The following is a 24039-nucleotide window of genomic DNA, read 5'->3' on the forward strand; positions in this document are numbered from 1 at the left end:
AATCCGCTCACGCGGGGCTGGACAAGCCCGCGTCTCCTTCAATGGCCGCCACGATCCCTCAGGACAATCCCTTCGGAACCTCAGACAACCTTGCTGCCGACGTCCGTACGGTTGGCGGTCGGCGCCGGCGGGGTCTGGTCGATGGTGCGGACCGGCTCGGTCGGCTTGTCTGCCGGCTTGTCGTCGTCCGCCATGCCCTTCTTGAAGGCCTTGATACCCTGCGCAACGTCGCCCATCAGGTCGGAAATCTTGCCGCGCCCGAACAACAGCAGGACCACTCCGATCACGACGATCCAGTGCCAAATGCTGAGTGAACCCATCCTGCTAACCCTCCAAACACGCGGCCAGTCGCCCGGCCTGATCTGACCGGAACGTAGGCTGCGGGGGTGTCAAAAACAAGGACTTAACCCTCGTGGAATCGCGGATGTCGCGGCGCAATGCCGCGAGCGTTAATGCCGCGATCAATGCTTGCGGTCGTCGTCCCGGTCGGTTGCGTCCGGCTCAGCGTCATCCGGCTCATCTTCGTCCTGATCGTCCTCGTCAAGCTCGTCGTCCGAATCGTCTTCATCGTCGTCGAGTTCGGCGGTCTCGGGCTCTGCGGCCTCGGCCGCTTCCGCTCCGGTCTCTGCCTCGATCACGTCGAGATCACCGGTTTCGAGTTCCGCGACGTCGGCAACTTCGCTCACTGGCTCCACGACATCGGCCGTTTCGGTGAATTCGGCCTTCGCCTCGGCAAAATCCTCCGCGTCACCAGCAAATTCGACGGTGCCGGTCTCCGGCTCCTTGAGCTGCAATTCGGGGAATTCCGGATCGGGCGCTGACAGCGCCAGTTCCAGTTCGCCGCCCTCCAGGGGATCTTCGTCCTCGCGGAGCGTCGGATCGTCGGACGGATTGGGAACGCTAAAGCCGGACGGCAGCCGCGAATCCAAGAGGCCGGTGCCCTTCAATTCCTCGAGGCCGGGCAGATCGCCGAGTGCCTCCAGGCTGAATTGCGACAGGAAGCTTTCGGTGGTGCCGAAGGTCAGCGGCCGGCCCGGCGTCTTGCGACGGCCACGTGGCTTGATCCAGCCGGTTTCCAGCAGAACGTCGAGTGTCCCCTTGGACGTGATGACGCCGCGAATGTCTTCGATTTCGGCGCGCGTCACCGGCTGATGATAAGCGACGATCGCGAGCACTTCGATCGCCGCACGCGACAGCTTGCGGGTTTCGGTCGTCTCGCGGGTCATCAGCCAGGACAGGTCACCGGCAGTACGGAACGTCCACTTGTTGGCGACGCGAACCAGATTGACGCCGCGCATGGCGTAATCGGCCTGCAACTGCGCCAGTGCCGCCTTGATATCGACGCCATCCGGCATGCGCTTGGCCAGCGCGGACTGGTCGAGCGGCTCGGTGGATGCGAACAACAGCGCTTCGAGCAGGCGTAATTCTTCGGGGCGCGCCTCCGACTGGACCTCGGATTGTCCCTCGGTGTGCACGATCTGATCCTCGACATCGTCGATGCGTTTCTCGGCGAGGCTTGCCATGTCTGGATCTCCTTCTTCCACTTACTCGGCCGGAACTTCCGGCTCCACCTGCACAGGCTGGGCGATGTGCTTGCGGAAATACAAAGGCGCGAATGCTTCTTTCTGGCTGAGGTCGAGCGTGCCCTCACGGACCAGTTCAAGCGCAGCTGCAAAACTCGAGGCCATCACCGTCGCGCGCTGCGCGGGGTCGGCGACATAGGCCAGCAGGTATTCGTCGAGACGGCTCCAGTCCTCTGCCATGCCGACCAACCGTTCCAGCGAGGCGCGCGCTTCACTCAGCGACCAAACGGTGCGCTTGGCGAGATGGACGCGCGTCAGCACGCGAGCCTGGCGCTGGGTCGCATAGGCCGACAGCAGGTCGTAAAGCGTCGCCGTAAAGCGCGGATGCTTCACCTCGGCGATCGACTCGGGAACGCCGCGCGGAAAGATGTCGCGGTTGAGCTGCGGCCGGGTCATCAGCCTGTTCGAGGCTTCGCGGATGGCTTCGAGGCGGCGCAGCCGGTTGGCCAGCGCGGTCGCCATATCCTCGGCGCTCGGGCCTTCGCCCGGCACCGTCGTATCCGGCAGCAGCAGGCGCGACTTCAGGAACGCCAGCCACGCCGCCATCACCAGATAGTCGGCAGCCAGTTCCAGACGGATCTTCCGCGCGGCTTCGATGAACAGCAGATACTGGTCGGCCAGCGCGAGAATCGAAATTTTGTGCAGGTCAACCTTCTGCTGACGTGCGAGCGCAAGCAACAGGTCGAGCGGGCCTTCGTAGCCTTCGACGTCGACGACCAGCGCCGGCTCGTCGTCGGGAACGACCTCAGCCGGCAGTCCGGTCTCAAACGACAAAATCTCAGCGCTCATGCACTTGCTCCTGCTCGAGCGATCAAGGCGTCCAGTTCCGCGCGTCCGGCGGCGCGGTCGAACGGCTGCGGCTGACGGCGGGCGGCGACGGCCGCCCTGGCGCGCTCCAGCGCCTTCCCGGTGAGAACCGGGGTTTCGCTGACGACGTCACGCATCTCGTCCAGCTTGCCGTTGCAATGCAGGACCATGTCGCACCCGGCGTTGACGATCGCCCGCGTGCGTTCCGCGATCGATCCCGCCAGAGCATTCATGGACACGTCATCACTCATCAACAAACCCTGGAACCCGATACTGCCGCGAATCACCTGTTCGATGATTGTCGCAGAAGTCGTGGCCGGTTGGGTGGCATCCAGAGCGCTAAACACAACATGTGCAGTCATCGCCATCGGCAAATCGGCCAGTGGACGAAATGCCTCGAAATCAGAGGCTTCGAGCTCACTCTTCGCGTTATCTACGATCGGCAATTTGAAATGGGTGTCGGCCGTAGCCCGACCATGGCCGGGAATGTGTTTGAGGACCGGTAGAATGCCACCTTGCGACAGACCATCGGTCACGGCGCGGGCAATAATCGCGACCTTGCGGGGCTCGGTGCCGTAGGCGCGATTGCCGATCACGGCATCAGCGCCCTCCACGGGGACGTCTGCTAGCGGCAGGCAATCAACGGTGATGCCGAGATCCACAAGATCACTCGCAATGAGCCGTGAGCTGAGCCAGGCCGCCCTGAGGCCCGCTTCCGGCTCGGCATCGTAGAGAACACTGAACACTGCGCCAGGCGGATAGACCGGCCAATGCGGCGGCCCCAAACGCTGCACACGGCCGCCTTCCTGATCGATCAGGACCGGCGCATCCAGATCACCGGTCGCGCCGCGAAATTCCTCCACAAGTCGAGTAACTTGGGCAGGATTATCAACATTACGCTTGAAGAGAATGAAGCCCCACGGCCGTTCCGCACGCAGAAATGCACGCTCTTCAGCGGTCAATTCCAGACCAGATACACCGGTGATGAATGCGCGTGTGCTCATGGGGCCGATTAGCCCCCATCAACGCCCAGGGTCAAGGAAACGGCCGTTAATTCCTTTGGACGACGCACTGTCCGCCGGCAGATTTCAGGTTCCCGCAGACCTGCGAGGCCTCGTCCTGCGAACTGAACGGTCCGACCATGGCCCGATAATAGGTCCCCTTGTCGCCAAGGTCGGCCTTCTTGATCAGCGGAGCTCGCGATCCCAGTACCGAGGGGAACTTGGTCTGCAGGGCGCGGAACGACGCCTGGGCATCGCCCTCCGACCGCTGGGACGATACCTGGACCACATAGCCGCCGCCGGAGGCGACCGGGGCCGCCTGCTGGGTCGGGTTGGTCGAAGCCATACGTGGTGAGGGCGCCGGAGGAGCGGCTGCAGCCGGAGGCGCGGCCTGCGGCGACAGCGACATCGGGGCATTGGCCGATGCGTTGGCATTGGTCGCGCGCGGTGCCGCAGCGGGCGCGGCTGCAGGAACCGCTGCCGGAGCGGCGATGCGGGCCGGCGCCTGTCGCGCAGCCGGTGTGGCCCCGGCGTCGGACTGGTCACCCTTGACGGCAAATGTACGGATCTTGCGAGGCTCATCGCCGCCCTGCATCGCGCCATTGCCCACCATCGGCTTGTTGGATGGCGACACGCTGGCCGTCGATGGCGGGTTAGCGTTCTGGTTCAGCGGCGGGAACACCACGCGCGGACCAGCCTTGGTGGCGTCCTGCACGTTGACGGGCTGCTCTTCGCGCGACACCAGCCGCTCGGGGGCTGCGCCGCCAAGACGATCCTGGATGGGCTTGCCGTCGGCCGCGGCTGTCGCCGACGGCGGGACGATCTTGTTCGGACCGGGCTCGGCCTTGATCACCGGCGGTTCGCCGGTGCGCGCGGATCCCATAAACGTCCGATAGCCGAAGGCAGCCCCGGTACCCACTACGGCCAGCGCCAGCACGATGGCGACGGTCGCCATGCCACCGCGACGCTTCGGCGCCTCTTCCTGCTCGGCATAGCCGTCCTGATAGGCGTAAGGATCGTCCTGGTACTGATCGTCGTGCGGATGCTGGGCCCGTGCGCCATCGGCGTGGCCATACAGCGCATCGTCATAACGATTGGGATCATGCGGCACGTGAGCCTGGTCGTACTGGCCCTGATAATCCTGCGCCTGATGATCCGTATGCGCGGCAAATGCCGGCGCCTGATGATAATCGGCCTCCGGCTGCAGATGCTGCGGCTCCTGATGCTGAGCGCCGTAACGCTGCACCGGATGAAGATTCTCGAATTCCTGCTGCTGCGGCTCATGGGCTGCCGCACGCTGCATCCACGGCGGCGGGCCGGGCTGCGCGGGTTCTTCCTGATATTCCGGCTCGTCCTGATAGGCCGGTTCAGCCTGGCGCGGCGCGGGCGCCGGGCGGCCGTTGCTCGCGAACGGGTCGGTCTGCCCGATCAGCCGCGCGAGCTCGGCGAGCGGATCGCCCTCGCCCTTCGTCCGCGATTGAGCGTCGCGGCCGTAATCGTCATCCGCTGGGAAAGGTCGGTTCTGGTATCGATTAGCCATTGTGATGTCGCATCCCCTTCGGGAAAGCCGCCAACCCGCTTTTCAAACGAAACAGCTGCTATCAAGAACCACCCACAGATCCCCATGTGAGCGGCCGTCCCCTGTCTACCGCATCTCGTCCGGTGCGGTGACGCCGAGAACGGCGAGGCCCGAAGCCAGGACTGAGACGACGCTCTGGACGAGTGCCAATCGCGCTTTGGTAAGTTCTGCATCATTAGTGATAATGAAGCGTAAATGAGGCATATCGCGTCCGCGCGTCCAGAGCGCATGAAATTCGCTGGCGAGATCATACAGATAGAAAGCGATGCGGTGCGGCTCGTGCGCCGCGGCCGCAGATTCTATCATCCGTGGGTACAATGCTAACTGCCGCATGAGGCCCAGCTCGGCGATATCGTCGAGCCGCTCCATCACCGCGTCTTTCAGATAGGCAATGCGCGGCTCGGTTTCCAGAGGCAGGTCGGCCAGCATCTCCCGCGCATTGCGGAAGATCGAATGGCCTCGAGCATGCCCGTACTGGACATAGAAAACCGGATTGTCCTTGGATTGCTCGATCACCTTGGCGAGGTCAAAATCGAGCACCGCGTCGTTCTTGCGGAACAGCATCATGAAGCGCACGGCGTCGGAGCCGACTTCGTCGACCACTTCGCGCAAGGTAACAAAATCGCCAGAGCGTTTCGACATCTTCACCGGCTCGCCGTTGCGCAGCAGCTTCACAAGCTGCACGATCTTGACGTCGAGCTCGGCCTTCCCTGCCGTCACCGCCTTGATCGCCGCCTGCACACGCTTGATGTAGCCGCCGTGATCGGCGCCCCAGACGTCGACCATGTTGAGGAAGCCACGGTCGAACTTGGTCTTGTGATAGGCGATATCGGACGCAAAATACGTGTAGCCGCCATCCGACTTCAGCAGCGGGCGGTCGACATCGTCGCCATAGGCGGTGGCGCGGAACAGGGTCTGCTCGCGGTCTTCGTAATCGTCGATCGGCTTGCCCTTTGGCGGCGGCAACCGGCCCTCATAGACATCGCCCTTGGCGCGCAGGAAATCGATGGTCGCGCCGACCATATCGGTGCTGCCTGCGATCAGCGAGCGCTCGGAGAAGAACACTTCGTGGGAGATGTTCAGCGCGGCGAGATCGCCCTTGATCATCTCCATCATCATGGAAATGGCCTTGGCGCGCGTGATCGGCAGCCACTTGTCCTCGGGCACTTGATTCAGCGCAGCGCCGTGCTCGGCCGCGAGAGCCTGCCCCACCGGCACTAGATAGTCGCCGGGATAGAGGCCTTCCGGAATGTCACCGATGGCTTCGCCGAGCGCCTCGCGGTAACGCAGATGTGCCGAGCGCGCGAGCACGTCGACCTGCGCACCGGCGTCGTTGATGTAATATTCGCGGGTGACGTCATAACCGGCGCAATCGAGCAGGCTCGCCAGCGCATCGCCAAACACGGCACCGCGGCAATGGCCAACATGCATCGGTCCCGTCGGATTGGCCGACACGTATTCGACATTGACCTTCTCACCGGCTCCAACCGCGCTCCGGCCATACGAGGCACCGTCGCGCAACACCGCGCGTACCGCATCGGCCCAGGCGGACGACTTCAGCGTGAGATTGATGAAGCCGGGTCCGGCGACATCGACCCACGTCACCAGATCGTCTTCGCGCAGCTTCGCGGCAATAGCATCAGCCAGATCGCGCGGCTTGGCTTTCGCTTCTTTCGCCAGCACCATCGCGGCATTGCTCGCCATGTCGCCATGCGACGCATCCTTGGTCGGCTCGACGACGACGCGCGACAGATCGATGCCGGCCGGCAGCACGCCTTCACCGACGAGGGCGTTACAAATCGCATGAACGCGCGCGAGCACGTTGGCAAACAGATGCGGGGACGGAGCGGTGGTGGCCATGGCGGTACGGGAACCAGAACTTGCGCCGGATCATTCCGGCTGGATTTGTATCAGGAGGATGGATAGCGGTTTGGTTTGCGTTCCGCTGCATTTTGTTTGAATTCAAGCAAATGCAAGGCAACGGAAATTACAAATATTTAAGCCCTGAAAGGCACTTAGACGTGTCGCCTAACGCAATTCGGGTGTCGAGTCAAAGAGCCGGATATGTTCCGTGATGGCAAAACGGTCGGTCATCCCGGCAATGAAATTGCCGATCCGGCGCGCCTGTTCGCCCTCCGATTCCGGCTCGGCGCCCTGAGGGGGCAGCCATTCAGGCGGCAGATCCTCGGGCGCGCGCTGATAGCGTGCGAACAGGTCGGTAACCAGACATTCCGCCTCGACCATCACCCGCATGACACGCTCATGGCGATACATGTGCTGCCAGAGGAAGGCCTTGATCCCAGCCTCGGCTTCTGCCGCGTCGGCACGAAACGCGACGAGCTTGCGCCCGCAGCGGCGAATGTCCTCCGCGGACTTCGGCAGCACCACGCCGAGTCGTTGCTCCGTCTCACCGACGACCGCACCGATCAGATAGGAAATCAGCTCGCGCACCAGTTCGGCGCCGCGGCGGCTCTCGTCGAGACCGGGATAGCGCGTGTCGATCTCGGCGATCATGCCTTGCGTGAGCGGCATCGCCTTGAGGTCATCGACGGTGAACAGCCCTGCGCGCAGCCCGTCATCGATGTCATGAGCGTCATAGGCGATATCATCGGCAATCGCCGCAACCTGAGCCTCCATTGACGCGAAGCTCGACAGTTCCAGATCGAAGGTCCGGTCGTATTCGGTGATCCCGAACGGCACGCCGTGGGTCGCATAGCGCCCGACAGGCGCGCCTGACGCGTCGGTCAGCGGCCCGTTGTGTTTGACGATGCCTTCGAGGGTCTCCCAGGTCAGATTGAGGCCGTCGAATTCCGGATAGCGATGCTCCAGCGACGTCACGAGGCGCAGGGTCTGAGCGTTGTGATCGAAGCCGCCATGGGCCTCGAGACAAGCGTCCAGCGCCCGCTCGCCAGCATGACCAAACGGCGGGTGGCCGATGTCATGGGCCAGCGCCAGCGTCTCGGTCAGATCTTCGTCGAGGCCCAGTTGCCGGGCCACGGCGCGGGCAATCTGCGCCACTTCCAACGTGTGGGTGAGTCGGGTCCGGTAATGATCGCCCTCATGGAACACAAAGACCTGGGTCTTGTGCTTGAGGCGCCGAAACGCGGTCGAATGGATGACCCGGTCGCAATCCCGGCGAAACGCGCTGCGGGTCCGGCTCGGAGCCCCGGAAAACAGCCGTCCGCGGCTGCGATCGGGGTCGCAGGCATAGGGCGCGCGGGGAGCAGCCATTCCAACCGACACGGCGTGTTTATCCTTGATCCAATTGATTCCTGAGCCTGCCGCACTTAACTATGGGGGAGCGGCAGATTCAAATGGTTCGAATCCTGCCCGGAGAGCCAGATATGACCGACACTGCAGTCACCGAGGCCCCCCTCACCGTCAGCGCGCGTGCTGCGCGCCGGATCGGCGAGATCCTCAAGACCGAAGGCAACGGCGCCATGCTCCGCGTGTCGGTCGAAGGCGGCGGCTGCTCCGGCTTCCAGTACAAGTTCGACGTCGAGCGCGCCAAGGCAGACGACGACATCCTGATCGAACGCGACAGCGCCGTGGTGCTGGTCGACCCTTCGTCAGCACCGTTCCTGGCCGGCTCCGAACTCGACTTCGTCGACGACCTGATCGGCGCATCGTTCCGCGTCGTCAATCCGAACGCGACGGCGTCCTGCGGCTGCGGGACCAGCTTCTCGATCTGACCTCTATTCGGCTCATTTAGATCGGTCTATTTCTCGGCGAACAGCGCCCGCGCATTGCCGTGTGCGATCTGTTTGGCGACCGCCGGCGGCAGTTGCGCCAGCCAGGCGCGGTAACCATCCATGATATCGCCATAGCTCGCCCAGCGTTCCGGCACCCAGGTGTCAGAGCCCAGCAGGAAGCGATCGGGGTAGCGTTCAAACAGCACGCGCCACTGCGGCGTCAACTTGCCTGATCCATCCACGATGCCGCTGCGATAGGATAACTCACCCCAGAGCTTCGGATATTTTACCAGCATCGCCGCGACACGATCCGGCGCGAGGCTGAAGCCGGTATGCGCCCAGATGATCTGCGCGCGCGGATTATGCCGCATCAGAATCTCGACCGCTTCGTCGTCGGCATGGGCGTGCAGATAGAGATTGTTGGCGACGGCGAAGTCGACGGTCTTCTTGACCATCTCGGTATCGGCCGCCTTGCCGGTCAGATGGAATTCTCCGACACCGCGATAATAGCCGCGCTTGAATTCCTCCTGCACGAGATCAAAGATAACGGGATCATTGAACCAGCTGCCGATATCGGCACGCACGCGATACGGCCGGATGAACGGCACGACCTGCAGACCGCCCGCCTTGCCCTTCGCCTTGTCGTCCATCAGCTCATGAGTGCCGGTGTTCGGGCGGCTGGTGGCGAGAATGCCAGTGACGCGGTTCTTCTTGAAGACCTCAAGTACCTCGTCGGGCTGGTAATACGGCTTCGGCTCCCAGTTGTAATGCATATGGGCGTCGAAGATTTCGATCCGGTCATCTGCGAAGACAGGCGCAACAACGAGTGCGGCCAGCAAAGCGGCCGCAGCGAGTGTTCTCACCGGCATTGAAGACATCCTTATTCCGCTGCTACGACGCGCGGACGATCGTCGTGGTCTTCTTCGTCGAGCTGCGGCTGCAGCTTGCGCTTCAGCTTGCGGTCGATGCGGTCGAGATAGATGTAGATGACCGGCGTGATGAACAGCGTCAACAATTGCGAAACACACAGACCGCCGACCACGGCAACGCCGAGCGGCTGGCGTAGTTCGGCACCGGCGCCTGCACCAAGCGCAATTGGCAGGGTGCCGAAGATGGCCGCAAAAGTCGTCATCATGATCGGACGGAAACGCAACAGCGCTGCCTCGCGGATCGCATGTTCGGCCGAGAGGCCGACGCGGCGCCGCTCGAGCGCGAAGTCGACCATCATGATGGCGTTCTTCTTGACGATGCCGACCAGCATGACAATGCCGATCATGGCAATGACCGACATCTCCATCTTGAACAGCATCAAGGTCAGGATCGCGCCGATACCCGCCGATGGCAGGCCGGAGATGATCGTGATCGGATGGATGAAGCTCTCATAGAGAATGCCGAGGATCACGAAGGCCGCGAACACAGCGGCGAGGATCAGCACGCCCTGCCCGCGCAATGAATCCTGGAACACCTGCGCCGTGCCGGAGAAGCCGGTGGCGATGGTCACCGGCAGCTTGGAGTCCGCCTCGATTTGCGTGATCTGGTCGACCGCATAGCCCAGCGAATAGCCGGGCACGAGGTTGAACGAGATCGTCACGGCCGGCTGCTGGCCCTGATGGTTGATCTGCAGCGGCCCGACCGTGGGCACCAGACGCGCGACCGCGCTCAGCGGAATGGTCTGGTTGTTCGACGTCTTCATATAGAGCTTGGAGAGATCGCTCGGATCGATCCGGAACTGCGGCTGTGCTTCCAGAATGATCTGATAGTCGTTGGTCGGCATATAGATGGTACCGACCTGGCGCGAACCGAACGCATTATAGAGCTGGTTACGAACCTGATCGACGGTGACGCCGTAAACGGCCGCCTTTTCGCGGTCGATATCGACCGTCATCTGCGGGTTCTTGATGTAGAGGTCGGTGGTCACATCGAGCAGGCCCGGCACCTTGGCGATACGGTCACGCATCTCCGGCGACACGCGATACAGCGTGTCGGTGTCGCTGCCCTGAAGCACGTATTGATACTGGCTCTTCGACGGCCGGCCGCCGATGTTCAGATTCTGGATGCTCTGGAAGAAGGCCTGCAGGCCCGGAACGGCCAACGACTTCTGCCGCAGCCGCGCCATCACCACCTGTGCTGGATCACGATCCTTGCGCGGTTTCAGCGCGACGAACAGACGACCGTAATTCGCCGTCGCATTCGGACCGCCCGAGCCCACGGTGCTGTTGATGTATTCGACGGCAGGATCGGATTTCAGCAGATCGGCGAGCGCCTGCTGCCGCGCACTCATCGCTTCGAAGGACGTATCGGTTGCGGCTTCGGTCGTACCGGTCAGGAACCCGGTATCCTCCTGCGGAAAGAAGCCCTTCGGTACGATGTTGTAGAGATAGACGGTGCCACCGAGGGTCGCGAGCGTCACCACCAGCATGATGCCCTTGTGTGCGAGCACGCGATCGAGCGCCCATTCGTAGCCGCGCAGCCAAGCCGCAAATATGCGCTCGAAACCGCGCAGGATGAAATTCTCCTTGTGCTCGGGATTGTGCGCCTTGAGCACGCGCGCGCAGAGCATGGGCGTCAGCGTCAGCGACACGAAGCCGGAGACGATGATCGCCACCGCAATCGTCACCGCGAATTCACGAAACACGCGGCCGACAATACCGCCCATCAGCAGCACGGGAATGAATACCGCGATCAGCGAGAAGGTGATCGAGACGATGGTGAAACCGATTTCGCGCGCGCCCTTCAGGGCCGCGTCGAACGGCTTCATGCCAAGTTCGATGTGCCGGACGATGTTCTCCAGCATGACGATGGCGTCGTCGACCACGAAGCCCACGGAAAGGGTTAACGCCAGCAGCGTCATGTTGTTGATGGAGTAGTCCAGCATATACATCGCGGCGCATGTGCCGAAGATCGAGATCGGCACCGCCAGCGCGGGAATCAAGGTCGCGGAGGCTGAGCGCAGGAACAGGAAGATCACGAAGATCACCAGCACAACGGCGATCAGCAATGTCTCCTCGACGTCAGCGACGGCTTCGCGGACCGAGATCGAGCGGTCCATCATCATATTGACTTCGACCGATGGCGGCAATTGCGCGCGCAGCGACGGCAGCTTGGCGCGGACGCCGTCGACCACGGCGACTGTGTTGGCATCGGGCTGCTTCTGGATCGCCAGCACGATGGCACGCTCGCCATTCAACCAGGTCGCGACCTTGTCGTTTTCGACGGCGTCATAGATCTTGGCGACTTCGTTCAGCTTGACCGGCGAGCCGTTGCGCCAGGCAACAACGACCTGGCCATAGTCGGCGGCCTTGGACATCTGTCCGGATGCCTGCAGCGAGATGTCCTGCTTCGGTCCGTTCAGAGTTCCGACCGGCGTCGAGGAGTTCGCGCGTGACACCGCCGTACGGATATCTTCAAGCGACAACCCGCGAGCCGCCGCAGCTTCGGGATCGGCCTGGACGCGAATGGCGAATTTCTGCGTGCCATAAATCAGCACCTGCGCCACACCGGGGATCTGCGACAGCGCCTGTCCGATGGTGATATCGCCGAATTCATTAACGGCCGAGAGCGGCAGCGTCGATGAACTCAGCGCAATGAACAGCACCGGGAAATCGCCGGGGTTCACCTTGCGGAAACTCGGCGGGATCGTCATTTCGATCGGCAACCGGCGCTGTGCGATCGTCAGGGCAGTCTGCACGTCCAGCGCCGCCGCATCGATATTGCGGTTGAGATCGAACTGAATGATGATCTGGGTCGTTCCCTGCGACGAGCTCGACGACATCGAAGAGATGCCAGCGATGGTCGAGAGCTGACGCTCAATGATGCCGGCGACCGAGGCCGCCATCGTGTCGGCGCTGGCGCCCGGCAGCGTCGCCGTCACCGCGATGGTCGGAAAATCCACTTTCGGAAGCGCCGACACCGGCAGCAGTCGGAAACCGAAAATGCCAAACGCGATGATCGTCGCCGTGATGAGCGTGGTCATCACAGGGCGACGGATGCAGAGCTCCGAGAGGGTCATGTTTTATGCCCCGGCCTTGCGGGCTCGGGCTTCGACCCGTGTGCCTTGTGTCAGCAAGAGCTGGCCGTCGACAACGACGTCCTCATCCCCTTTTAAACCTGACGTGATCACCGAAATCCCCTGAAAGGTGCGATCGACTTCGACGGGTTGAACACGGGCGACGCCGTCCTTCACCGTGAACACGAAGTTCCCGGTCTGGCTGCGTTGCACAGCCACGGTGGGCACAACAACGCCATCCTCAGTGCGCACGATCAGCTTGGTCTGTACCAGAATGCCCGGCCACAGGGTTTCGTTCGGATTGCTCATGATGCCGCGCACGGTGACCATGCCGGTGGTGGAATCCACTGTGTTTTCCACCATCGCCACCTTGCCGGTTTCAGAACGGCCGCTGTTCGGGATGGTCGCAATGACCGACGTCGATCCCGCCGCCATCGCTTCGCGCAGGTCGCCAAGCACACGCTGCGGAATGGCGAAGGACACATAGACCGGAGCCATCTGATTGATGGTGGCGAGCGGCGCCGTATCGGCCGGGCGCACGAAATTGCCGACCTTCACATTGGCTGCACTAATCCGGCCGGAGAACGGCGCGCGGATGATGGTATAGCTCTTCTGGACCTTGAGATTGTCGAGCGCCGACTGATCGGCCCGGATGGTTCCGGCCAGGATGTCGGATTGGGTCTTGGCATTGTCGACGCTGACCTGCGTGGTCGCGCCCTTGCCGATCAGATCGGTAAAGCGCCGCACGTCGCGTTCCGCACCGGCCAGTTGGGCCTGATCGCGGGCCAGCGTGCCTTCGGCCTGCTCGATCTGGGCATCGATCTGCCGCGAATCGAGGGTGAACAGCAGATCACCTTCCTTGACCTTGGCGCCGTCTTCAAAATGCACCGAGGTGATGGTGGTTTCCACCCGCGACTTGAGTGCGACACTCGAAATCGGCGTTACTGTACCGATCGAATCGACATCGACCGGAACCGGTTTGCGTTCCGCCTTGGCAATCTCGACCGCAACGATCCGCGCGCGCTGCGGGGCCTGTGCATTGGTGTTGCCACCGGTCCACGAGGAGCGCGTCGTGTAGGCCGCAACTGCGGCAGCGCCGACGAGAACGAGTAGAGCGATCGATGTGCGTTTCTTCATATGGTCCATGTCACCTGGTACAGAAGATCGGGTCGCCCCCGTTTCCCGCCCATGGCAGCTTTAAAGACAGCGTCTGTGCGCTTTAGGCTTAAAGCTTATCATGTTGGCGGGGATGATGGTATGCCACGTTGACGTATTTTTGCCATTGTTGTTACCGGAATCCCAGCAGATGAGAATTGCGACGTGGAATGTGAATTCTGTCCGCCAGCGGCTGGACCATCTGGTGACGTGGCTGCGCGACTGCGCGCCGGACATCGTCTGCCTGCAGGAAATCAAATGTGTCGATGAGGCATTTCCGCGAGAGGCCATCGAGGCGCTCGGCTACAATGTCGTCACCCACGGCCAGAAGACCTTCAACGGCGTCGCCCTGCTCTCGAAATATCCGCTGGAGGAAGCCACGCCCCGGCTGGCAGGCGACGACGAGGATCTCCATGCGCGCTTCATCGAAGGTGTGGTGTCGCTGAAATCCGGGGTGGTCCGGGTTGCCTGCCTGTATCTGCCGAACGGCAATCCGGTCGATACCGAGAAGTATCCCTACAAGCTGAAATGGATGTCGCGACTACAGGAATTCACGAAGCTGCGGCTGAAGACGGAAGAGCCGTTGATTCTCGCCGGAGACTTCAACGTCATCCCGGCGGCAGCAGACGCCTATAATCCGGCGGCCTGGATCAACGACGCGCTGTTCAAGCCGGAAACCCGCGCGAGCTTCCAGACCCTGCTCGGATTGGGGATGACCGACGCCCTGCGCGCCGTCACCGATGAGCCCGGCCAGTACACGTTCTGGGACTATCAGGCTGGCGCCTGGCAAAAGAACTGGGGCATCCGCATCGATCATCTGCTGCTGTCACCACAGGCCAGCGACAAGCTCATCGACGTCGGCATCGACAAGTATGTGCGCGCCTGGGAGAAGCCGAGCGATCACGTGCCGGTGTGGGTCGATCTGGATCTTGAAGCGGCGTAAGCGCTGCGACGCCAAGCCCTAAACATAGACTGTCATCGCCCGGCTTGACCGGGGATCCAGTAGACGCGGGCGTCAATGGCCTAAGGCGCGGCCTGGCGCGAGCGCTCGTCGAAAGTGATGAAGGCTGGTGATTATTGGGTCACCCGGTCAAGCCGGGTGACGACAAACTGAGCGCAGCGCGAGGGCTTCCGTGGCCGGAAGAAATCCTCGTTCCATCCTCAGTCCCGTTTGCCGGACACCCAGTGCTCGAGCATCTGCAGCGCCATGGCGCGGTCGTCTTCGGAGGCCTTGGCGATGGCCTTGTTGTAGCTGTCGCGGATCCAGGTGTCGTCCGGGCCGGCATTGTCGCGGGCTAGCGTCAGCCACATCAGGCCGCGCGCCATCTGCCGCGGCAGCGATTCACCGTTGAACAGCATCTGGCCGAGCAGCGCCTGCGCCTGGTGCTGGCCCTTCTGCGCGGCAAGGCCCAGCCAGCGGGCACCGTATTTAGTGTCGCGCGGGGTGCCGATGCCCTTCAGATACAGCCGCGCCAGATCGTACTGGGCGTCGGCATTGCCGAAATAGGACGCTGCATAGGAGAACATCTCACGCGCGCGTTCGGTGTCGGCCTTGATCTTCGAATTCGGGATACCGTCGAGGTAGTAGCGACCGAGCGCTACGAAGGCGTTGGCGACGATGGTCGCCTGCGGCGCGGACGGCGAGTCCTCGGCATGGGCATTCGCGATGCGGCTGAAATATTCGAAGGCGCGCAGGTCGTCCTGCGCCACGCCGTTGCCGTCGGCATACATCCGGCCGAGTTTCCACTGGGCGATCGGATGACCGCCTTCGGCGGCATACTGAAGGGCGGTCAGCGACGTATCGGGCTTGGCGGACTTCTTCAAGACCGGCGCAGCACCGGGAATGGTCGTTACAACCGGCAGGGCTGCGTCGCTGCTGCCAACGGGCGCGCCATCAAAGGCAAAGGCCGGCGCGGCCACAGACGCGGCACCCAAAGCAAAAACGCTGAAAATGATACGCTCAACTATCCGCATAACAGTATTTCTCGTGGGCCCGGCCAGTTTGGGTCACGGCGCAACCGATGGCCGATCCAACCTGCTGGGCATATGTCCACAGCGTCCCTGACATATGGTTAGTCGCGCGACGCTTCCGTTTGGTCGGGTGCGCGGCCAATTCTTTGTCAGTCAATTTTACGTTAAAGGCACCCGCGACGGCACCGCCCCGGACGGGAGCGCCGTCTTCCGAATCGACGATGTCGAAAGCCAGATTCCCCTTCGATCCGACTGCGTCACCGCCAATGGCGATCGGCTTGTCGGCAGAACGAATGACGTCCCGATGGGAATTCCGCGTCACGGGCTTCATTTTCTCCGCGATCATCTGCCCCGTCGCAGTGAGGCACGCTCCCCGCGACCGGCTGTGATCGAGCAATGTCATCTTCAGCAACGGTATGTCAGCAACTTCCAATATGTCTTTGGCGACATAACGGCTCAGTCGCTTCAAATCGGTGCGATATGGTGTCTTTTTGAAGATTTCGACAGCACGAGATTCTTCCGCGCGCAGCGCTTGGCCGGCAACGGGCTGTTTGCCTTGTGACATAGCCAGACTCATCGCGGACGGGAGCGCGCCACGCAACGCCAGCTCCCGGCCCTCCGTCACATGACGGCTCGGCAAATGCGACTTGATGTTCGTCTTGACGTCCATCGCGAACCTGGTTTCTCAGGCCGCTTCGGCGATCCGGGACAGTCCCACTGACATCCCGTCGATCTTCGAAGCGCTCCAGCCTTCTGGCTGTCAAGAAATGATTTCACGAAGGCGTGTGGCCAAATAGCGGCGGTTGCAATACCCACAGTGGGACAGGGTTAAATCTTGAGGGACTGTTGCCGCCGCGACACATTCGTTGCACCCCGGCAACCCTTTAGAGTTGGACCAAAGTTGAAAGACGCGGCTGACAACGAAAACGCCGCCTTTTCGAGGCGGCGTTCAATGTCAGGATCGTGCGAAGCAGCTCAGGTGTTCAGCACCCGGCCATAGGCGTCCAGCACGGCTTCCTTCATCGTCTCCGAGATGGTCGGATGCGGGAAGACCGTGTGGAACAGCTCTTCCTCGGTCGTCTCCAAGTTCATGGCGACCACAAACCCCTGGATCATCTCGACGACTTCAGCGCCGACCATATGGGCGCCGAGCAGCTGACCGGTCTTCTTGTCGAAGATCACCTTCACCATGCCCTGGTCCTCGCCCTGGGCGATCGCCTTGCCATTGGCGACAAAGGGGAAGCGGCCGACGCGGACGTCCTTGCCGGCTTCCTTGGCCTTGGCTTCGGTGAGGCCGACCGAGGCCACCTGCGGATGGCAATAGGTGCAGCCCGGGATCAGCGACTTGTCCATTGCATGCGGGTTCATCCCCTTGATCGCCTCGACGCAGATCACGCCCTCATGCTCGGCCTTGTGGGCGAGCATCGGCGGGCCGGCGACGTCGCCGATGGCATAGATGCCGGGCACGTTGGTCTTGCCGTATTTGTCGATCACGATACAGCCGCGCTCGGTCTTCACGCCGAGCTTCTCGAGGCCAAAGCCTTCGATATTGCCGACCACGCCGACCGCCGAGATGACACGATCGACGGTGAGCTGCTGGGTAGCCCCCTTGCCATCCTCGATGGTCACGGTGACCGAATCCGACTTCTTGTCGAGTTTTGTCACTTTAGCGCCGGACATGATCTTGATGCCCTGCTTCTCAAACTGCTTGCGGGCAAAGCCGGCGATCTCGGCGTCTTCCACCGGCAGGATCTGCGGCAGCACTTCCACCACGGTCACGTCGGCGCCCATGGTCTTGTAGAACGACGCGAATTCGATGCCGATGGCGCCGGAGCCGACCACCAGCAGCGACTTCGGCATCTTGTCGGGATTCATCGCCTCGAAATAAGTCCAGACCAGCTTCTTGTCGGGCTCGAGACCCGGCAGCACGCGCGGCCGAGCGCCGGTGGCGACGATGATATGCTTGGCGGTATAGCTGCCTGCCCCGAGCGCGCCCTTAGGCGCTGCGGCTTCGGTCTTCTTGACGGTGAACTTGCCCGGCGCATCCAGGGTCGCGTCGCCCCAGATGATCGAGATCTTGTTCTTGTTCATCAGATATTCGACGCCGCCGCTGAGGCGCTTCACGACGCCGCGCGAGCGAGCGATCACGGCCTTGATGTCGAACGAGATATTGTCCGCCGACAGGCCATAATCCTTGGCATGCTGCATGTAGTGATAGATCTCCGCAGAGCGCAGCAGCGCCTTGGTCGGAATACAGCCCCAGTTGTTGCAGATACCGCCGAGATAGGCCTTCTCGACGATCGCCGTCTTGAAGCCGAGCTGCGCGGCCCGAATGGCCGTCACATAGCCGCCGGGACCGGAGCCGATGACGACGACGTCGAAGGATGTATCAGCCATGGGTCACTCCACTCGCCAATCGGCGCTGTCTTGAAATCAGAAATTTTCGGATGCCGAATTCGATCAATCCCAGCGCTGCAAGGATGCCCAGCGCGCAATAGATCAAAAACTGTCCCAGGCTGCGCGCCAGTTGTTCACCTGAATGAAACGCATTGTCGATGATCCCATATCCAACGGGATTCAGCGCGGCGACGGCGGCGGTCAATAGCGAGAGCCAGGGCCATGACGTTTTGACTTTCATGAGCCACCGGACCTGAGCCTTACACCACCATCATCACCGGATTTTCGATGAGCTTCTTGAACGCCGTGATCAGTTCCGCGCCCAGCGCACCATCGATGGCGCGGTGATCGCAGGACAGCGTCACGCTCATGATGGTTGCAGCGACGATCTGGCCGTTGCGCACCATGGCCCGCTCTTCACCTGTGCCTACCGCGAGGATCGACGACTGCGGCGGATTGATCACCGCCGTGAAGTCCTTGATGCCGAACATGCCGAGATTGGACACGGATGACGCGCCGCCCTGGTATTCGTTGGGCTTGAGCTTCTTGGCCTTGGCGCGCGCGGCAAGTTCCTTCATCTCGTTGGAGATCGCCGAAATGGACTTGATCTCGGCCTGGCGGATGATCGGCGTGATCAGGCCGAACGGCAGCGCCACTGCGACGCCGATGTCGGAATGCTTATGACGGAGCATCGCTGCTTCCGTCCACGACACGTTCGCTTCTGGAATCTTCTGCAGCGCGATGGCCATCGCCTTGATGACGAAATCGTTGACCGAGAGCTTGTAAAGCGGCTTGCCGTCCTTGTCCTTGCCGGCCGCAGCGTTGATCTCCTCGCGCGCGGAAGAGAGCTTGCCGAGATCGCAATCGACGGTGAGATAGAAGGTTGGCATCGAGTTGGTCGCGGCGGTGAGACGCTGCGCAATCGTGCGGCGCATCGAGTCATGCGGCACGCTCTCGTAAGCGCCCTGCTCGTACAGCCCGAGAATCTGCTGATCGGACATTGCAGGCGCACCGATCGCTCCAGTTGCACCTGCGGGAGCGCCGGCAGCCACGGCTGCTGGTTTGAGGCCCTGACCGGACTTCGCCTTCTCGACATCCGCGGCGACCACACGGCCATGCGGACCCGAGCCGTTGATACGACCGAGTTCGATGCCGGCGTCCTTGGCGAGACGACGCGCCAGCGGAGACGAAAAGACGCGCGCGCCATTGCTTTGTGCGGCGGCAGGCTGCGGAGCCGGCGCAGCAGCCGGCGCAGGTGCTGCGGCAGCAGGCTTCGGTGCGGGAGCCTCGGCAGCGGGCGCGGACTTCGGCTTGTCGGTCCCTGCCCCCGAACCTGCGGCCTTCACATCCTCGCCGTCGGCCGCGAGCACCGCGATGACGGCATTCACCGCAACATCCTGCGTACCTTCCGCCACCAGAATCTTGGCGATAGTGCCTTCGTCGACGGCTTCGACTTCCATCGTCGCCTTGTCGGTCTCGATCTCCGCGATCACGTCGCCGGACTTGACCTTGTCGCCCTCCTTCTTGAGCCACTTGGCAAGGTTGCCCTTTTCCATCGTGGGCGACAGCGCAGGCATCAGAATGTTGATTGGCATTGTCAGTGACCTTGTTGCGACCGCGGCGTGGTGTTGCCCATGTCAGTCGGACGCGCGATTTCAGCTTCGAACATTTCGACGATGCGGTTCAGCGCCTCGTCCTCGGAATAGTTGGCCTCACGCGCATAGGCGCGTGCGGCATGGCGCGCGATGTCGACCAGCAGGAGCCCCCACATGTCGGGCTCCTCGAAGGCGCGCATGAAGGCGATGGACAGCCCGCCGTCGAGCACGAACGCGCGCAACACCTCGGTGGCGTCCTCGCGATCCATGACATCCGGCGGCAGCGGCTGTTCCTTCGGACCTGCCATGGTTCACCGATAGCAAACGGCTTTGGCCGCAGCCACGACGTCGGCCACCGACGGCAGCGCCAGCTTTTCAAGATTGGCGGCGTAAGGCATCGGCACGTCCTTGCCCGACACGCGCGCCACCGGCGCATCGAGATAGTCGAAGGCGTGTTCCATGATCCGTGCGGCGATTTCGGCGCCCACACCCGACTGTTGCCAGCCTTCTTCCACCGTCACGGCGCGCGAGGTCTTCTTCACGGACTCGATGATGGTGTCGGTATCGAGCGGACGCAGCGTGCGCAGGTCGATGACCTCCGCCTCGATGCCTTCCTTGGCGAGTTCTTCGGCAGCCTTCAGGGCGTAGGTCATGCCGTTCGACCACGAGATCAGCGTCACATCCTTGCCGACACGTGCGACCTTGGCCTTGCCGATCGGCACGATGTAGTCGTCGAGCTTCGGCACCTCGCCGGAATGCCCGTAGAGCATTTCGTTTTCGAGGAAGATCACCGGGTTCGGATCGCGGATCGCAGCCTTGAGCAGGCCCTTGTAGTCGGCGGCGCTATAGGGCGCGACGACCTTGAGGCCCGGGATCTGCGAGTACCAGGCCGAATAGTCCTGGCTGTGCTGAGCGCCGACGCGCGCCGCAGCGCCGTTCGGGCCGCGAAATACGATCTGACAGGTCATCTGGCCGCCGGACATGTAGAGCGTCTTGGCAGCGGAGTTGATGATCTGGTCGATCGCCTGCATGGCGAAGTTGAAGGTCATGAATTCGACGATCGGCTTCAGACCGGACATAGCCGCGCCGACGCCGACGCCAGCAAAGCCGTGCTCGGTGATTGGCGTATCGATCACGCGGCGGGCGCCGAATTCCTGCAGCAGGTTCTGGGTCACCTTGTAGGCGCCCTGATATTCGGCGACTTCCTCGCCCATGATGAAGACGTCTTCATCCCGGCGCATTTCCTCGGCCATCGCGTCGCGCAGCGCTTCGCGGATGGTCATGGTCACCATCTCGGTGCCTTCAGGAATTTCGGGATCGGGCTGGATCGCAGTCGTCGGAGCTGCCGGCGCAGCAGCCTCTTCCTTCGGAGCCGCAGCGGATTTGGCTTCCGCGGCAGGCGGCGCGGATTCTGCGGCCTTCTCCTGCTTCGCGGGTGCCGGTGCGCTCGCTGCAGCGGATGCATCTTCGCCGTCGGCGAGGATGGTCGCGATCGGCGTGTTGACCGCGACGTCGTTGGTCCCTTCCGGGATCAGGATCTTGCCGAGCGTCCCTTCATCGGTCGCTTCGACTTCCATCGTCGCCTTGTCGGTTTCGATTTCGGCAATCACATCGCCGGACTTGATCGTGTCGCCTTCCTTTTTGAGCCATTTGGAGAGGTTGCCTTTCTCCATGGTCGGGGACAGCGCGGGCATCAGAACTTGAATGGCCATTATAACTCCAGATCGGTCTTTAAGCCGCGCGCTTAGCGGTACACATCGGTGTAAAGTTCGGATGCATCGGGCTCAGGGTCCTGCTGCGCGAAATCCGCCGATGCGTTGACGATGTCACGCACCTCGGCATCGATCGCCTTGAGGTCCTGCTCGGTCACGTCAGCGGCCAGCAGACGGTTGCGCACCTGCTCGATCGGGTCCTGATCGTGGCGGACCTTGTCCACTTCCTCGCGGGTCCGGTACTTGGCCGGATCGGACATCGAGTGGCCACGATAGCGATAGGTCTGCATTTCGAGAATGAACGGACCCTTGCCGGCACGGCACCATGCGACCGCACGGTCACCGGCGGCCTTCACGGCGCGGACGTCCATGCCGTCGACCTGCTCACCCGGAATGTTGAAGGAGATACCGCGCTTGGAGAAGTCGGTCTGCGCCGAGGAGCGCGTCACCGAGGTGCCCATGGCGTAGCGGTTGTTCTCGATGATGTAGATCACCGGGAGCTTCCACAGCTCCGCCATGTTGAAGCTCTCATAGACCTGGCCCTGGTTCGACGCGCCGTCGCCGAAGTAAGCGAGGCTGACGAGATCATTGCCGCGGTAACGGTTGGCGAAAGCGAGACCCGTTCCGAGCGAGACCTGCGCACCGACGATGCCATGGCCGCCGTAGAAGTTCTTCTCGCGGCTGAACATGTGCATGGAGCCACCCTTGCCCTTGGAGTAGCCGCCCTTGCGCCCCGTCAATTCGGCCATGACGCCCTTGGCGTCCATGCCACAAGCCAGCATGTGACCATGGTCGCGATAGCCGGTGATGACCTGATCGCCGTCCTTCAATGCCATCTGCATGCCGACGACGATGGCTTCCTGGCCGATATAGAGATGGCAGAAACCGCCAATCGCGCCCATGCCGTAGAGCTGGCCAGCCTTCTCCTCAAAACGTCGGATCAGCAGCATGTCGCGAAGCGCGTGCATCTCCTGATCGCGGGTGAAATCTGGCGGCGATGACGGGGTTGCGCCATTGCTCGTTGCCTGCCCTGCGGGAGCGACGCTTTTCTTCGGTGCGGCCATGAAAATTCCGGATGCGAGAGTGAATGGCCCTTCCTACTCCAAGTGCTTGCGGCTTGAAAGGGATTGCGTCGCGCGGAATGCCACACGGTTGTTTCGCACTGCAGCGAAGGCGCGAAACTTTCGAAATCGAATTGGATCGGTTTTGTAATTTGAGGAATGAAAGTGCGTGTCGTGGTCACGTTGCCGTCACGACGAGCAGGCGCGAGCTATCTATAGCTTTGATGCAAAGCTGTGTTGCTTCATGCGAGGACGACTCGCCGCCGAAGAGAGAATCTCAGTTTGAGTTGTTGACCTTCACGAGGTCGCGCGGATGCGCGTAGTCGAGCTGGTAGCGCGCGCGCTCGTCGAGCATGTCGGGATCGAGTCCACCAGATCGCAGGAGCGCCACGCGCTGCTCGGCCTTGGTGCGTTCCTTCTTCAACTGCACCAGTTCGGAGGTCAGCGCGACGATCTCCTGGTCGAGCTCCTGCCGGGCATTGAGGCCATATTTACCGGTATAGGCATTGACCCCGAAATAGCTGATCATCATCGCCGCCAGTGCATAGAGCACGAGCCCGGTGAGGATCGATTTGAGGCGGGTATGCTTGACCATTCCCGAAAATGCGACGGCCCGGTTAAGGCGAACCTAACAACCGGGCCGCAACCTGAATTTGCGTGGCTTATTTCTTCAGCTTGTCGACCCAGGCGGCGAAGGCGTCGATATAGGCCTGCAGCACCGGACGGATCGATTCCTTGACGATCTCGCCCTGTTCGCTGAACGCATCGCCGATGGCATTCAGATAGATTTCAGGCTGTTGCATGATGGGACCGACAATCCCCGGCAGGGTCTGGCGCAGGCTAAGGGCTGCACCCAGGCCACCGATCGGACCGGGCGAGCTAACCACGATGCCGGTGGGCTTGCCGAGGAACGAACTCTTGCCATAGGGCCGCGAACCGACGTCGATGGCGTTTTTCAGAACACCCGAAACTGAGCGGTTATATTCCGGAGAGACGAACAGTACCGCATCCGAGGCCTGGATCGCTTCCCGGAACTTGACCCAGTCGGCCGGCGGCGCGGCTTCTAGGTCCTGATTGAAGAATGACAGCTCGTTCAGCGTGATGACGTTCAGCTTCAGCGACGGCGGCGCCAGCTGGGCGAGTGCATTCGCAACCTTGAGTGAGAATGACTGTTTGCGGAGGCTGCCGACAATGACGGCAACGCTGTAGGTAGCCATGAGATATCCCCTGAATAACTGCTTCCAAAAAAGCGCGGAGCGCATCTGGAACCTGTCACCTATCCCGGCAAAAGATGCAAGTGCATGGATTGTATTTGACGGCCGCAATCGGGCCAAACCGGCACGTCCGCCTCGCCCGCCCAAACACATCTTCGTTATGCTGATATCGCTCAAATGGATGACGCACGGAACGCCGCCGCGATCGAACCTGCGGAGCGCACTGCGCGACAAACCACGTGAGACAAACCACGCAAGCCAGTCCC

22 protein-coding genes are annotated in these 24039 nt (G+C 62.0%); 2 read left to right on the forward strand and 20 right to left on the reverse strand.

The annotated features are described in order from the left end of the window. Positions 1-80 precede the first annotated feature (80 nt). From AB8A38_RS06055 to AB8A38_RS06085, 7 genes are all read right to left on the reverse strand, one after another. A complete protein-coding gene (locus tag AB8A38_RS06055) occupies positions 81-320 on the reverse strand; it encodes a twin-arginine translocase TatA/TatE family subunit (protein ID WP_068730798.1) in 240 nt (79 codons plus the stop codon). 141 nt (positions 321-461) lie between these two features. Next, positions 462-1523, reverse strand: coding sequence for an SMC-Scp complex subunit ScpB (gene scpB, locus AB8A38_RS06060; RefSeq protein ID WP_315841921.1), 1062 nt, complete (start codon positions 1521-1523; stop codon positions 462-464). Positions 1524-1544: 21 nt separating this feature from the next. Further along, positions 1545-2372 (reverse strand): segregation and condensation protein A, encoded by an 828-nt coding sequence (locus tag AB8A38_RS06065; protein ID WP_089264484.1) that lies wholly within the window; start codon positions 2370-2372, stop codon positions 1545-1547. After that, positions 2369-3394: a beta-N-acetylhexosaminidase gene (gene nagZ, locus AB8A38_RS06070; RefSeq protein WP_439085358.1), complete on the reverse strand. Its 1026-nt coding sequence runs from the start codon at positions 3392-3394 to the stop codon at positions 2369-2371. The genes AB8A38_RS06065 and nagZ overlap by 4 nt, the downstream gene beginning before the upstream one ends. A 46-nt stretch (positions 3395-3440) precedes the next feature. Continuing rightward, positions 3441-4931, reverse strand: a complete 1491-nt coding sequence (locus AB8A38_RS06075) for an SPOR domain-containing protein (protein WP_315841918.1) — start codon at positions 4929-4931, stop codon at positions 3441-3443. A 105-nt stretch (positions 4932-5036) separates the two neighbouring features. Continuing rightward, positions 5037-6830 (reverse strand): arginine--tRNA ligase, encoded by a 1794-nt coding sequence (gene argS / locus AB8A38_RS06080; protein ID WP_439085359.1) that lies wholly within the window; start codon positions 6828-6830, stop codon positions 5037-5039. A 168-nt stretch (positions 6831-6998) separates the two neighbouring features. Continuing rightward, the gene (locus tag AB8A38_RS06085; protein WP_439085361.1) at positions 6999-8213 is read right to left on the reverse strand and encodes a deoxyguanosinetriphosphate triphosphohydrolase; all 1215 of its coding nucleotides are present in this window, start codon (positions 8211-8213) and stop codon (positions 6999-7001) included. A 101-nt stretch (positions 8214-8314) separates the two neighbouring features. Between AB8A38_RS06085 and erpA the strand changes: the two genes are divergently transcribed. Continuing rightward, positions 8315-8662, forward strand: a complete 348-nt coding sequence (gene erpA / locus AB8A38_RS06090) for an iron-sulfur cluster insertion protein ErpA (RefSeq protein ID WP_093758714.1) — start codon at positions 8315-8317, stop codon at positions 8660-8662. Between the two features lie 26 nt (positions 8663-8688). On the opposite strand, the gene AB8A38_RS06095 is transcribed toward erpA, so the two are convergent. The 3 genes from AB8A38_RS06095 to AB8A38_RS06105 are packed head-to-tail and all read right to left on the reverse strand — an operon-like array spanning position 8689 to position 13805. Next, positions 8689-9531, reverse strand: a complete 843-nt coding sequence (locus AB8A38_RS06095; RefSeq protein ID WP_439085362.1) for an amidohydrolase family protein — start codon at positions 9529-9531, stop codon at positions 8689-8691. A gap of 11 nt (positions 9532-9542) precedes the next feature. Continuing rightward, a complete protein-coding gene (locus AB8A38_RS06100; protein ID WP_439085363.1) occupies positions 9543-12671 on the reverse strand; it encodes an efflux RND transporter permease subunit in 3129 nt (1042 codons plus the stop codon). A 3-nt stretch (positions 12672-12674) separates the two neighbouring features. Next, positions 12675-13805 carry an efflux RND transporter periplasmic adaptor subunit gene (locus AB8A38_RS06105; protein ID WP_315841913.1) on the reverse strand — a complete coding sequence of 377 codons (1131 nt, stop codon included), beginning with the start codon at positions 13803-13805 and terminating at the stop codon, positions 12675-12677. Positions 13806-13974: 169 nt separating this feature from the next. On the opposite strand from AB8A38_RS06105, the gene xth reads away from it, so the two are divergent. After that, positions 13975-14766: an exodeoxyribonuclease III gene (gene xth, locus AB8A38_RS06110; RefSeq protein WP_315841912.1), complete on the forward strand. Its 792-nt coding sequence runs from the start codon at positions 13975-13977 to the stop codon at positions 14764-14766. Positions 14767-14984: 218 nt separating this feature from the next. Here the strand turns inward: xth and AB8A38_RS06115 are convergent, their stop codons facing one another. The 10 genes from AB8A38_RS06115 to AB8A38_RS06160 form a co-directional block, all read right to left on the reverse strand. Further along, positions 14985-15797, reverse strand: coding sequence for a tetratricopeptide repeat protein (locus AB8A38_RS06115; protein WP_315841911.1), 813 nt, complete (start codon positions 15795-15797; stop codon positions 14985-14987). Further along, positions 15784-16464, reverse strand: a complete 681-nt coding sequence (locus AB8A38_RS06120) for a hypothetical protein (RefSeq protein ID WP_439085365.1) — start codon at positions 16462-16464, stop codon at positions 15784-15786. The genes AB8A38_RS06115 and AB8A38_RS06120 overlap by 14 nt, the downstream gene beginning before the upstream one ends. 305 nt (positions 16465-16769) lie before the next feature. Beyond that, a complete protein-coding gene (lpdA, locus tag AB8A38_RS06125; protein ID WP_439085367.1) occupies positions 16770-18191 on the reverse strand; it encodes a dihydrolipoyl dehydrogenase in 1422 nt (473 codons plus the stop codon). Next, complete coding sequence (locus tag AB8A38_RS06130) at positions 18184-18396, reverse strand: hypothetical protein (RefSeq protein WP_315841908.1); 213 nt, start codon at positions 18394-18396, stop codon at positions 18184-18186. The genes lpdA and AB8A38_RS06130 overlap by 8 nt, the downstream gene beginning before the upstream one ends. 55 nt (positions 18397-18451) lie before the next feature. Continuing rightward, entirely contained in the window at positions 18452-19786 is a 1335-nt protein-coding gene (locus AB8A38_RS06135) for a pyruvate dehydrogenase complex dihydrolipoamide acetyltransferase (protein WP_439085369.1), read from the reverse strand. Between the two features lie 2 nt (positions 19787-19788). Then, entirely contained in the window at positions 19789-20094 is a 306-nt protein-coding gene (locus AB8A38_RS06140) for a DUF5076 domain-containing protein (protein WP_068730814.1), read from the reverse strand. Between the two features lie 3 nt (positions 20095-20097). After that, on the reverse strand, positions 20098-21498 hold the full coding sequence (locus tag AB8A38_RS06145) for a pyruvate dehydrogenase complex E1 component subunit beta (protein ID WP_439085371.1): 1401 nt from the start codon (positions 21496-21498) through the stop codon (positions 20098-20100). Between the two features lie 32 nt (positions 21499-21530). Continuing rightward, the gene (pdhA, locus tag AB8A38_RS06150; RefSeq protein WP_068730816.1) at positions 21531-22562 is read right to left on the reverse strand and encodes a pyruvate dehydrogenase (acetyl-transferring) E1 component subunit alpha; all 1032 of its coding nucleotides are present in this window, start codon (positions 22560-22562) and stop codon (positions 21531-21533) included. Between the two features lie 274 nt (positions 22563-22836). Beyond that, entirely contained in the window at positions 22837-23154 is a 318-nt protein-coding gene (locus AB8A38_RS06155) for an FtsB family cell division protein (RefSeq protein ID WP_439085372.1), read from the reverse strand. Between the two features lie 67 nt (positions 23155-23221). Beyond that, positions 23222-23776 (reverse strand): NADPH-dependent FMN reductase, encoded by a 555-nt coding sequence (locus AB8A38_RS06160; RefSeq protein ID WP_439085373.1) that lies wholly within the window; start codon positions 23774-23776, stop codon positions 23222-23224. Positions 23777-24039: the final 263 nt, after the last annotated feature.

Source organism: Tardiphaga sp. 839_C3_N1_4 (assembly GCF_051811045.1).
In the GTDB taxonomy this organism is placed as follows: domain Bacteria; phylum Pseudomonadota; class Alphaproteobacteria; order Rhizobiales; family Xanthobacteraceae; genus Tardiphaga.